The following is an 11,703-nucleotide window of genomic DNA, read 5'->3' as shown; positions in this document are numbered from 1 at the left end:
CGTAGGGCCCCGACACAAAATACGCTCAGATTCGCATACCCCGGAGTGGCACTTGCTGCAGTGCTGTCCTACCGTTAGCAGATGCCCTACGCTACCATTAGCCGGCTTTCTATCCTACTTTTAGCCGGACTTCTACGCTACCTTGAGCCGAAATTGCTTGAGGGTTCTACTTTCTAACGCCCGCGCCGGTTCACAACCACTCGATGAATAATCCACCCCACCGCGATCACCAGGCACACCACCGCCACGATCTTCGCGAAAATCCCCACGTAATCTTCCACGATGGTCCAATTCGCGCCCAGCAGATAACCGGCGTAAATCAGAATCGTATTCCAAATCGCCGAGCCCACCGCCGTCAGCGCGGTAAATTTCAGCATCCCCATATTTGTCACGCCGGCGGGAAGCGAAATAAGGGAACGGAAAATCGGCACCATGCGCCCGAAGAACACGGTCCAACTGCCGTGCTTATCGAACCACGCCTCGGTTTTATCCACGTCGGATTGTTTGGTGAGCGGGAACCACAGCAGAATTTTGCGGGTGCGTTCCCGCCCGAGCCAGGCGCCCAGCCCATACAGCAGCCACGCCCCCGCCAGCGACCCGGCGGTACACCACAGAATCGCGCCGATCAGCGTCATATTCGAGGTGGGCGAGGAGGCCGTGAAACCGGCCAGCGGCAAAATCACCTCGGAGGGCAGCGGCGGGAAAATATTTTCCAGCGCAATAAGAAGCGCCGCCCCGAACCCGCCGATAGCGTCCATCACACTGACCACCCAGCCGGTGATCCCGCCCATCGCGCCCGGGTCACCGCCCGGCGCCGGTGCGGTCGCCAGGACGCTCGTCCATGCTGCTACGTTCACGCTTCTCCTCTGGTTGCGAACGCCGCGAAGTGCGGCACATATGCCGTATTTTTTACGACGACGCCGCCGCGCTGCCGCGCGGCCTGCCGGTTACCTTAGCAGGCTTAGCTGGCTGCGGTCCCGGGCGTGTCCTCCAGGAAATCCACGAGGCGGGCAGCCAGGCCGGTGTACCCGGCCGGGGTGAGAGCAAGAAGACGTTTCTCCACGTCCCCCGGCAAACCCAAGCCCGCAATAAATTCCCGCATATCTGCTGCGGTGACTTTCCGCCCGCGGGTCAGTGCCTTGAGCCGCTCATAAGGATCTTCCAGGTGTTCGGCACCACCCAGGGCCGCAGCCCGCATGGCCTGCTGGATCGGTTCGCCCAGCACTTCCCAATTCGCGTCCAGATCCGCGGCGAGTTTGGCGGGATTGGGATCCACCCCGGCCAGCCCGCGCCGTAAATTATCGAGGGCCAGGTAGGAATGCCCGAGCGCCACCCCGATATTGCGTTTCGTGGAGGAATCGGTGAGATCGCGCTGCATCCGGGAGGTCACCAGCGTCTGGCTGAGTACCCCGAAAAGCCCGGAGCTGATCTCCAGATTCGCTTCCGCATTTTCGAAACGAATGGGATTGACCTTATGCGGCATCGTCGAGGAGCCGGTCGAGCCTTGCGCCGCCAGGTTCTGATGGAAATAATCCAGAGAAATATAGGTCCACATATCGGTGGCGAGATTATGGGCGATGCGATTGACGTGCGCAATATCGTCGAAAAGATCGGCGAGCGCATCATAGGACTCAATCTGGGTGGTGAGCGGATTCCAGCTCAGCCCTAAGGATTCCACAAAATCGCGGGCCAGTTCCGGCCAGTTCACCTCCGGAATAGCGGTGGCGTGCGCGGAGAAAGTCCCGGTGGCCCCGGAGAATTTCCCATAATATTCGGCGACTTCCACCCGGCGCAGGGAACGGTGCAGGCGGTGCGCGAAAACGGCAAGCTCTTTGCCAACGGTGGTGGGCGAGGCCGGCTGCCCGTGCGTATGGGCAAGCATGGGAAGCTCCGCGTGGGTGCGGGCCAGCTCGCTCAAATCAGAAACCAGGCCCCAGGCGCGCGGCAACCAGCAGCGGCGCACCGCATCGCGCACGCCCAGCGCCCAGGCCAGGCTATTAATATCCTCCGAGGTGCAGAAAATATGCACCATTTCGCGCAGGTGGCCCAGCCCGCCAGCGTCCATGCGCTTCTTGATGAAGTATTCGACAGCCTTGACATCGTGCCGTGTTTCCGCCTCAATGGTGGCCAGCTCGCGTGCCGCGGCGTCGTCGAACTTTTCAGGAAGTGACCGCAAATATACGACGGCGCTGCCGGGCAACGCCCCCACCCCGGCAATCACCGCGCGTTCGCACAGGAAAATCAACCATTCGACTTCCACGTGAATCCGGTAGCGGTTGAGCGCGGCCTCGCACAGGTAAGGCTGGAGCGGGGCGGTGGCGCTGGCGTAGCGGCCATCTAAGGGGGATAGCGGCCCGGAAATATTCGGGACGGCGGTGGATTCGGAAGCTGGTTCTGGCGCGCGCTGCTCACTCATGGCTCTATTCTGGCAGATCCGCGCCCGGCTGGCAGAACCGTGCGGGCGTATACCGCTGCGTCCGGTGCCCGTTGGTGGCTGGGAATGCACGTCCGGCTGGCAGAACTAGAGATAGGGCCGGGCGGCGCTTAGCGTTTCGGCGCCGTAGGAACCGCCGAACAGCGCGGCGTGAAGGATGAGGATGTGGAGGCTGTGCAGGCCGATGCGGTGCTGCCACCCGGAAGCCAGCGGGGAGACCTCGTTATAGCCGGCGTAGATTTCCTCCGCGAACGGCGCGCGGAAGACCGTGAGGGTGGCCAGGTCGGTTTCCGCGTGCCCGCCGTGGGAAACCGGGTCGATGAGCATCCCGCCGAGCTCCGTCCACATCACATTGCCACTCCATAAATCACCGTGGAGCAGGGCGGCCGGGCTGTGCACCAGGGCCGGCTGAGGTGAATCGAAATCGCCGTCGCGCAGGCGCTCGCATAAATGCTCCAGGGCGTGGGTGCCGCTCGCATCCAACGCACAGTTGTCGCGGGCGGGGCCCAGGTAGGGCTCGATGCGATCCTCGGCGTAAAACTCTCCGAAGCTGCGGGCGGGGAAATCGGCGGGAACCACCGGCAAATCCCAGGAGCCCAGCCGGATCCGGCGGGAGCGGTCAGCCGTGGACGGAGCCGCGTTGGAGGGAGCAGCCGCGCCACCGGGAGCCTGCCCGAAAATCCGATGCCCGGTGGGATCCCAGGCGTGAGTGTGGGCCAGGCGCGCCCCGAATTCCCGCGCGGCCACCGCGGTGGGGCGCACGGAGCGTAAGCGTTCTTCACGAATAACACCGCGGTCGTGATCCGCGGCGGTGGACAGGAGGGGCACAACGGGCGCCCCGCCATGCGGCGTCGCCTCGGCCAGCTCCGCCAGCGAGAGCGCCTCACCCCAGATCTCAGCCGGGTCGCCGGTTTTCACAAAGGTCTCCATACCCGCATCCTACGGCGCCCCGCGCCGGGCGGCGCACCGTTCCGGATAACGGCGCGGGCGGACGGGATGGGACGGCGCGACGGTGCGGCGGCGCGGAACGGCCCCGGGGTGGCTCGCGGTGATGGTGCACAATAGAAGAATGCAATGGTTCCGCCCCGAATTAGCCGATCTGCCCAGTTACGTTGCCGGGAAACGCCCCCGCAACGCCGATAGCGTCAAACTCTCCAGCAACGAAGTTCCCTTCCCGCCCACCCCGGCGGTGGCCGCCGCGCTCGCGGCCGCGGTCGCTCAGGGCGGGGAACTCAACCGCTATCCCGATATGTCCTGCGCGCAGCTCACCGCCGCGCTCGCGGCCTACGAGAATTGGGATCCGGCCGGCATTGTGGTGGGCAACGGCTCCACCGCCCTCATCGAAAAATTCTTGCAAGCCGTGGTCACCCCGGGTGGCGACGTAGTCAGCCCGTGGCGCTCCTTCGAGGCCTACCCCATCGCCACCATCGCCGCGGGCGGGCGCTTCGTAGGCGTGCCGCTGCGCGCGGATGGCACCCATGACCTGGAAGCGATGGCCGCCGCCATCACGGAAAATACTCGCGCCATCCTCCTGTGTTCGCCCAATAATCCCACCGGCACCACCATCCCGCACGCCGAGCTGGCTAGCTTCCTGGCCAAGGTTCCCGCCCGCATCCCGGTGCTTCTCGACGAGGCCTATATTCACTTCGCTCCCGCGGTAGGTGAGAGCCAGGCGAGCCGCGCCGTCGTACAAAATGGGAAGGAACTCGCGCGCCAGTACCCGAATGTGGCGGTGGCGCGCACGTTTTCCAAGGCTTTTGCGCTGGCCGGGCTGCGGCTGGGCTACCTGCTCACCAGCCCCGCGCTGGCCGAGCCGCTGCGCCGTATCACCACGCCTTTCGGCATCAATCGCCTCGCTCAGGTGGCCGGCCAGGCGGCGCTCACCGAAGCGGATACCGTGCTGGAACGCGCCGCGCAGCTCGCCGGCGCCCGCGATGAGCTGGCCACCCAGCTCGCGGCGGCCGGCTGGCACACGCCCACCTCGCACGCGAATTTCCTGTGGGTTTCGGCGGCGGAACTGGACCGGCACGGGGTGAGCGCCGCGCGTTTCGAAGATGCTTGCATGGATGCCGGGGTGCTGGTGCGGGTGCTCGGCGAGGGCGTGCGCATCAGCGTGGCCGAGCCGGAAGGCAGCACGCGGGTGCTCGCGGCCGTGCGCGCGCTCGGCGAACGCAGCAGCTAACGCCGCGCCAACTAGACCAACGGTGCGGCCGCCCCACACGTGCCGCGTACCAACAAGCGCCGCGCCAGCTAGAACACTTCTTCGGCGGCTCGCCGCACCGTAAACCCGTGGCCGGTCAGCTCTGACCAGCAGGAAATCCCGGCGTATTGGTCGGCGGTGCAGGCGAAACCGTGCGCGGCCACCACGCTGCCGTAGGGCACTTCTTTGGCGGTGCTCACCTGGGTGGAACACCCGGCGGTGGTGGTGCCCGTCAGGCCCACGGTGTAATTGGCCGGTTCGCCTTCGCAGCCGGGCGGCGACACATAGTCGTAGGTGAAAATCGTGCAATTGGCGGCTTTTTCGTCGAGGGAGCAGCGCACGTTATTCATCGGGGTGGTGAAAGATTCCAGCCGGGTGGCCTCCGGCGGGGCGGGCCGCACCAGTTTCCACCACTGGCGCGAGGCCGCGAACGATTGGAAATCCGCCGGGGCGGCAATATCGCCGAGCGCCGTGCTCAAGCTCAGGGTGTATTCGGCCCCGCAGCTGGAGGAGAGGGTCCGCAGGGCCTCGGTGAGCAGCGGGGCCTCCGCGCTATAGGTGCCGCCCGCGGCCGCCGCGGTGGCGTAATCAGCCAGGGTTGCCGCCGCGCTCTCCGGATTCGGGCAGGAGCCCGAGCGCAAGTCGTGGACCTGTTCGCGCAGCTGGGTGAGATCAGCGGAGGCGCTGCGCCCGGGTTCGGAACCGGCGGCGGTGGGCGCCGGTGCGGCGGCGTCGTCGCCAGAAAAATACGAAACCCCCACCAGGGCGAGCACGCCCGCGAGAACGGCAGCGGCGAAAAGCAAGAAATACAGCGGCCATCGCGCCGGGCCGTGCGCGCCGTGTTTCATGCGTACTCCTTGTGCTGGGGATTGTCCTCCTAGGTTACGGCACCGCGCGCCGTGCGTCATCTTAGGTACGACGGCGCAGCTAGGAAGCCTGCCCTACGTGGCCCCGCCGTGGCCTTCGGCTAGCGCCCACTCAGGGCGGCGCGCAGCACGGGCAGAATCTGAATATCGCCGGGCAGCCACTTCACGCTATCGAGCTCCGCGGCGGTGAGGACGCGGGCATCGCGGTGCGCCGGGCCCAGGGTGATCTCCCCGAAGGGCCGCGCCAGCCACACCATCATCCGCAACCCGGCGTTATGCTCCCCGGAACTCAGGTCCCAGGAGCCGTCCGGGCTATCGGGGTTGGCCAGTTGCCGGCCGATATCAATACCGCAGCCTAGCTCCTCGGAAATCTCCCGGTGCAGGGCCTCGCGCGGGGTTTCCCCGGGTTCCACTTTGCCGCCGGGGAATTCCCACAGGCCGTCCGCCCATTCAGGGTAGGAACGCTGGGTGGCCAGCACGCCGCTGGGATTGGTGAGGTCGGCGACGAGGGCCGCGCCCACCACCAGGCGGGGCGCAGATTCGGATTCGGATGTCATATCGGATACCTCCTCGCCGCCCATATTAATTCCTGGGGTGGGCGGTGCGGATATGCGTTCACCTTGTGAGTGAGTTCTGCCACCGGATAAACTGGCCGCGCATTGCCCCTCCCTACGGGCGCCGTTCACGCACCGTCCCCGCGCGTATCCGCACCGCTCCCATTTTGCCGATCACAGGAGATCACCATGACCCACCACTGGAGTTCTGAGGCGCTTTTCGGCTCGGGGGAGTTCCTCGCGCAATCGGTTAACCGCTCGTTGATTGCCTGGCCCGCGGAGCAGATCGCGGAGGGCGACAGCTTTGAGCTGTGGGCCTGCCCGGATGGGGCTGGGGTGCTCGGGGGCAGTGCGCGTGGCGATAGGCGCGCAGAACAGCTCGGCGTCAAGCGGCTTTGCGCCCTCACGGCGGACCCGGGAGGTATCCCGGCCGCGGCCATTCCCACGCGCGCTCATCTGGCCGGCTATGCCGCGCTGCGCCTGAGCGGCGTGCCGTCCCACCAGCTGCGCGAGGCCCTGCGCGGGCAGCTCCTGGTGGCGCGCCACACTGGTGCCGGTGAACTGAGCGCCCTGACCGGGGTGCAGATCGCCGGGATGATTGATGATCTTTATGCGGGTGCCCGCCAGGCGCGCCTCGGGGTTACGTGGAATGGGGATACGCCCGCGGTGGCGCTGTGGGCGCCCACCGCCCGCCAGGTTCGTATTGTGGTGACGGGTGCGGGCGACGGCGCTGGTGCGGGGCCCGCTGGCCCCGTCACTGGCGCCGCTGCGTGCACCGCCGCCGCGCGCGACGCCACCCGCACCGCCGCCTCGCGCACCACCACGCACGCCATGACCCGCGATGAGCTGGGTATCTGGCACGTGCATGGCACCCCGGCCTGGAAGAACGCCAGCTATCTTTTCGAGGTCGAGGTTGTGGAACCCCGGGCGGGCACCGTGGTGACTTACCGGGTGACCGACCCCTACGCGGTGGCCCTCACGGTGGATTCCGAGCGCGCCGTCTTCGTGGATCTGAACGACCCGGCCTACCAGCCAGAAATCTGGCGCACCGCCCCGCAGCGCACCCTCACCAACCCGGCCGCCCACACCATTTACGAGCTGCATGTGCGTGATTTTTCAATGTCGGATCCCACCGTTCCCGAGCACCTGCGCGGAAAATACGGTGCGTTCACGCTGCCGGACTCGGCCGGGATGCGCCACCTGCGCGCCCTGGCGGAAGCCGGGATGACCACCGTGCACCTCCTCCCCACCTTTGATATTGCCACCATTCCCGAACGCCCCGAGAACCAGAAGATCCCGCAGATCCCGCCGGCCGCCCCGGATTCCCCGGCCCAGCAGCAGGCCGTGAGCGCGGTGGCGGATTCCGATGCCTATAACTGGGGCTACGATCCGTTCCACTACCTGGCACCGGAAGGTAGCTACGCGGTGGAGCCCAATGGCGGGGCGCGCATCGAAGAGTTCCGTGCCATGGTGGGAGGGCTGCATGCGGCTGGCCTCGGCGTCGTACTAGATCAGGTCTACAACCACACGGCCGCAGCGGGCGGGGCGCCGGCCTCTGTCCTCGATAAAGTGGTGCCCGGTTATTATTACCGGCTGGACGCGCGCGGTGCCGTCGCAACGTCGACGTGCTGCCCGAATGTGGCGACCGAAAATCTCATGGCGGAAAAACTCATGGTCGATGCGGTGGTGCTGTGGGCCAAGCACTATCGCGTGGACGGTTTCCGTTTCGACCTCATGGGCCACCATACGCGGGCAAATATGGAGGCGGTGCGGGCAGCTCTCGATGCCCTCACGGTGGAGCGCGACGGTATCGACGGCGCGCGTATCTACCTCTACGGGGAGGGCTGGAATTTCGGGGAGGTGGCCGATAACACGCGGTTCCGCCAGGCCACCCAGCTGGAGCTGAACGGCACCGGGATCGGGGCCTTCAATGATCGCCTGCGCGATGCCGTCCACGGCGGCGGGCCTTTCGATTCCGATAAACGCCACCACCAGGGCTACGGCACCGGTCTGTTCACCGACCCGAATGGCCACAGCCCGTGTTCTCCGCAGGAGAATCGCGCACGCCTCGGGCACGCCACCGACCTGGTCAAACTCTCCCTGGCCGGGGCCCTGCGCGATTTTCGCTTCCGCACCCACACCGGGGAGTGGAAAAGCGGCGCTGAGCTGGATTACGGCGGGCGGCCCGCCGGTTTCGCCTCCCAACCCCAGGAAGCCGTCAACTACGTGGACGCGCACGATAACGAAACCCTGTGGGATAGTGGCGCCTACAAACTGCCGCTCTCCCTGAGCACCGATGACCGCATCCGAATGGCGCTGCTCTCCCTGGCCACGGTGGCGCTCGGCCAGGCGCCGGCTTTCTGGCACGCGGGCACCGAGCTGCTCCGCTCGAAGTCCCTGGACCGGGATTCCTACAATTCCGGGGACCATTTCAACCGCCTGGATTTCTCCGGGCAGAGCAATAATTTCGGGGTGGGCCTCCCGCCCGCCAGCCGCAACGAAGCATCCTGGCCGGTCATCCGGCCGCTGCTGGCGCGCCCCGAACTGCGCCCCAGCCCGGAACAGATTGCCCGCACGGAAGCCATCGCCCGCGACCTGCTGCGCCTGCGCCATTCCAGCCCGCTCATCACCCTGGGAAGCGCGGATCTCATCCGCGCGAAAGTGAGTTTCCCCAACGGTGGGCCAGGCGCCACCCCCGGCCTCATCATCATGCGCATCGACGACACCGCCGGCCCGGATATCGATCCGCAGCTCGACGGCATCATCATCGCCTTCAACGCCTCCCCGCGCCCCATCACGGAAAAAATTGAGGGCGTCACGGAAACCTATGAGCTTTCGCCCATTCAGCGTTATGGGTACGACGACGCAGTTCGCGCCGCCACGCTTATCAGCGGCACCGTTACTGTGCCAGCGCGCTCCGTCGCGGTCTTCCTGCTCAGCGCCGCCCGCTGACGGTGGGATCCCCGGGCAGCCAGAAGCGCAACGGTGCCTCTTTATTTCGGGAAATCCCGATGCGGGGACCCGCCCGGTAGGGCAGCGGCGCCGGCGGCAACTCCAGCCACAGCGCCCGCCCCGCCAATCCGGCGGGAGCGAGCACCCCGCCATCCGTATCCCGCACCGTCAGCGGCAGCCCGCTCATGGAGGTATCCAAAGCTAGCACCTGGCCCAAGTTGCCCGGCCCGCGCGCCAGGGCCTGGCGCGCGGGCGGAGCGGCGCCTGGCCGAGTCCGGCGCATCAGGGCTTCCTCCAGCCCGGCCACGACCTCGCCGGCGCGCAAAAGTACCGCGCTGGCCTGGCCATCCGCCCCGCAGACGATATTGCCGATGCGATGGATGCCGTAGCTGAGATAGACATAGAGGTGGGCGGGTGGCCCGAACATGACCCGGGCGCGCGGGGTGGGCCCGGCGAAAGCATGCGAGGCCGGATCGCTCGCCCCGAGGTAGGCTTCCACCTCGGTCAGGCGCACCGCCACGGTGCCGTCGCCTATCATCGCGCCCAGTAGCAGCGGGGCGAGCTCATCGGCCGGCCGGCTCAGGTCCGCGACGCTTGCCGCAGCGATGCTCACCGCCTCGGTGCCCGCCGTATTCGCGCCCGTCATACCCCTCCCGCTGTTACGCCCACCGAGTCCGATGCTCGGGTGAGTACCGCGTGCCTCCTAGGCGTCGTCGCCCATACCCTCGAGGTTGGAAAGCGCTTCGCGAATCTGCGCGGCGCTGGCCCGTAGAGATTCCAGTTCCGCATCCGAGGGCTTCATATCGATCTGCCGGATCGCGCCGCGCGCCCCCACGATGGTGGGCACGGACATGCACACCCCGGAAATCCCGTTCCAGCCGGTCATAAGCCGGGAAACGGAAAGCACCACGTGTTCGTCGCGCAGCACCGCCTGGATAATCCGGGAGGCCGCCAGCCCGATGGCGTAATTCGTGGAGCCTTTCCCTTCGATCACTTCGTAGGCGGCGTTGATGACGCGGTCGGCGATACCGTCGAGGAGTTCATCGGTGACCGGGCCGGAACGCAGCTCCCATTCGCGGATCGGCACCGTGGAAATCGAAGCCATCGACCACATGGGAGTCTCGGAATCCCCGTGTTCGCCGCACATGTAGGCGTGCACATTCGAGGTCGCCACGTGGAACTTCTGCGAAATGAGCTGGCGCAGCCGCGAGGAATCCAGCACGGTACCGGTCCCGAAAACGCGCGCGGGCGGCAGCCCGGAGATTTTGAGGACGGCTTGGGTGACTACGTCCACAGGATTGGCGACGACGACGAAAATCGCGTTGGGGGAGAGCTCAACAAGTGGGGGAACAATGGAGCGCATCATTGCCACACTCGCGCCCGCAAGGTCCAAGCGGGACTGGCCCGGCCGCTGGCGTGCCCCGGCGGTAATGACGATAACATCGGAATCCGCGGTGGCCTCCACGTTATCGGTGCCCTCAATTTTGGCGGTCGGCATGAACTGGCCACCGTGCATAAGATCGAGAGCTTCGGCATGCACTTTTTGTGCGTTGATATCTTGGAGAACAACATGCCGGGCCACGCCTTTAATGAGCATGGCGTAGGCGAGGGAAGTTCCCACCGCCCCGGCGCCAATAATAGAAACCTTTGAGCCTTCAGTGCGCTGGTCAATCATATTTCACTATTTTAGCCGCTACGGGTTGACCCGCACCGCCGTGCGCCCGTAACGCTGACCGGCCAGCAGCTCGCGCCCAGCTGCGGGAACCTCCTCCAGCTCAATAACGTGGGTGAGGGAATCGAGCACGCCCGTATCCACGTGCTCGGCCAGCAGCTCCCAGGCGCGCAGGCGCAGCTCGCGCGGGGCCCGTACCGAATCCACCCCGGCCAGAGTGACGCCCCGCAAAATAAAGGGCAGCACCGTGGTGGGCAGCGCGGTTCCGCCGGCCAGGCCGCAGGCGGCCACCGTCCCGCCCCAGCGGATTTGCGCCAGCAGATTCGCGAGCACCTGCCCGCCCACGGTATCCACCCCGCCCGCAAAGCGGCTCTTCTGTAGCGGCCGGGCGGAAGGTTCCTCAAATTCCGAGCGCGAAAGCACCTCGCTTGCCCCGAGCCCGCGCAGGAAATCCCCGAAGCGCTCCGCCCGCCCGGTCAACGCCACCGGCTCATAGCCAAGCCGCGCGAGGAGGTGGAGCGCAATACTTCCCACCCCGCCGCTCGCCCCGGTCACCACAACGGGGCCGTCCTTCACCGCGTGATCACTGAGTGCCAGCACGCACAACGCCGCCGTATACCCCGCCGTTCCCAGGGCCGCCGCCTGCGCGGCGCTAAAAACTTCCGGCACCGGCACGCACGCCTCCCCGGGCACCAGCAACTGCTGGGTGTAGCCACCGTGCCGGAATTCACCCAGACCCGCCCCGTTCACACTGACCAGCTGCCCCGGGCGCACCGGGCTATCCGGGCCGGCCTCCCGCACCGTCCCCACTGCGTCAATACCGGGAATAAGCGGGCTGACCCTCGCCACACCCCGGTCCCCTTTCAAGCACAGCGCATCTTTGTAATTGAGGGAAGACCAGGAAATATCGAGGAGCACATCGCCTTCCCCGAACGGGGCCGCATTCGCTCCACCGGCCTGAGTGTCGAAAGTGAGCGTGGGCGCGGCTGCGTCGTCGCACCGCACAAAAATAGTAGCCATGCATT

General features: G+C 66.3%; 10 protein-coding genes. 2 read left to right on the top strand and 8 right to left on the bottom strand.

From position 1 onward, the window contains the following. Positions 1 to 173: 173 nt before the first annotated feature. The 3 genes from ACRQDJ_RS05795 to ACRQDJ_RS05785 all read right to left on the bottom strand — a co-directional run bounded on the left by ACRQDJ_RS05795 (position 174) and on the right by ACRQDJ_RS05785 (position 3,364). A complete protein-coding gene (locus tag ACRQDJ_RS05795) occupies positions 174 to 857 on the bottom strand; it encodes a DedA family protein (protein ID WP_016441929.1) in 684 nt (227 codons plus the stop codon). Between the two features lie 104 nt (positions 858 to 961). Further along, positions 962 to 2,416, bottom strand: coding sequence for an adenylosuccinate lyase (purB, locus tag ACRQDJ_RS05790; protein WP_284904592.1), 1,455 nt, complete (start codon positions 2,414 to 2,416; stop codon positions 962 to 964). Positions 2,417 to 2,521: 105 nt separating this feature from the next. After that, positions 2,522 to 3,364: a fructosamine kinase family protein gene (locus ACRQDJ_RS05785; RefSeq protein WP_284904590.1), complete on the bottom strand. Its 843-nt coding sequence runs from the start codon at positions 3,362 to 3,364 to the stop codon at positions 2,522 to 2,524. Positions 3,365 to 3,503: 139 nt separating this feature from the next. Here ACRQDJ_RS05785 and ACRQDJ_RS05780 point away from each other — a divergent pair, with 139 nt between their 5' ends. After that, positions 3,504 to 4,616 (top strand): histidinol-phosphate transaminase, encoded by a 1,113-nt coding sequence (locus ACRQDJ_RS05780; protein WP_435717876.1) that lies wholly within the window; start codon positions 3,504 to 3,506, stop codon positions 4,614 to 4,616. Positions 4,617 to 4,684: 68 nt separating this feature from the next. Here the strand turns inward: ACRQDJ_RS05780 and ACRQDJ_RS05775 are convergent, their stop codons facing one another. Both ACRQDJ_RS05775 and ACRQDJ_RS05770 read right to left on the bottom strand, forming a co-directional pair. Continuing rightward, the gene (locus tag ACRQDJ_RS05775) at positions 4,685 to 5,482 is read right to left on the bottom strand and encodes a hypothetical protein (protein WP_284904586.1); all 798 of its coding nucleotides are present in this window, start codon (positions 5,480 to 5,482) and stop codon (positions 4,685 to 4,687) included. Between the two features lie 119 nt (positions 5,483 to 5,601). Further along, entirely contained in the window at positions 5,602 to 6,081 is a 480-nt protein-coding gene (locus ACRQDJ_RS05770; protein ID WP_435706442.1) for a (deoxy)nucleoside triphosphate pyrophosphohydrolase, read from the bottom strand. 162 nt (positions 6,082 to 6,243) lie between these two features. Between ACRQDJ_RS05770 and pulA the strand changes: the two genes are divergently transcribed. After that, positions 6,244 to 9,006 carry a pullulanase-type alpha-1,6-glucosidase gene (pulA, locus tag ACRQDJ_RS05765; protein WP_284904582.1) on the top strand — a complete coding sequence of 921 codons (2,763 nt, stop codon included), beginning with the start codon at positions 6,244 to 6,246 and terminating at the stop codon, positions 9,004 to 9,006. Here pulA and ACRQDJ_RS05760 read toward each other — a convergent pair. Genes ACRQDJ_RS05760 through ACRQDJ_RS05750 form a run of 3 tightly spaced genes read right to left on the bottom strand, consistent with a single transcriptional unit; the run spans position 8,990 to position 11,698 of the window. After that, positions 8,990 to 9,652, bottom strand: coding sequence for a DNA-3-methyladenine glycosylase (locus tag ACRQDJ_RS05760; protein ID WP_284904580.1), 663 nt, complete (start codon positions 9,650 to 9,652; stop codon positions 8,990 to 8,992). The two genes, pulA and ACRQDJ_RS05760, sit on opposite strands and share 17 nt — an antisense overlap. Positions 9,653 to 9,709: 57 nt before the next feature. After that, on the bottom strand, positions 9,710 to 10,681 hold the full coding sequence (locus ACRQDJ_RS05755; RefSeq protein ID WP_026428978.1) for an L-lactate dehydrogenase: 972 nt from the start codon (positions 10,679 to 10,681) through the stop codon (positions 9,710 to 9,712). A gap of 18 nt (positions 10,682 to 10,699) precedes the next feature. After that, positions 10,700 to 11,698: an MDR family oxidoreductase gene (locus ACRQDJ_RS05750; RefSeq protein WP_284904578.1), complete on the bottom strand. Its 999-nt coding sequence runs from the start codon at positions 11,696 to 11,698 to the stop codon at positions 10,700 to 10,702. Between the last annotated feature and the right edge of the window lie 5 nt (positions 11,699 to 11,703).

The sequence above is a fragment of the Actinotignum urematis genome (genome assembly GCF_051264595.1).
GTDB lineage: Bacteria > Actinomycetota > Actinomycetes > Actinomycetales > Actinomycetaceae > Actinotignum > Actinotignum timonense_A.
Note: the sequence above shows the minus strand (reverse complement) of the source record. Positions and strands in the feature narration are given on the sequence as shown.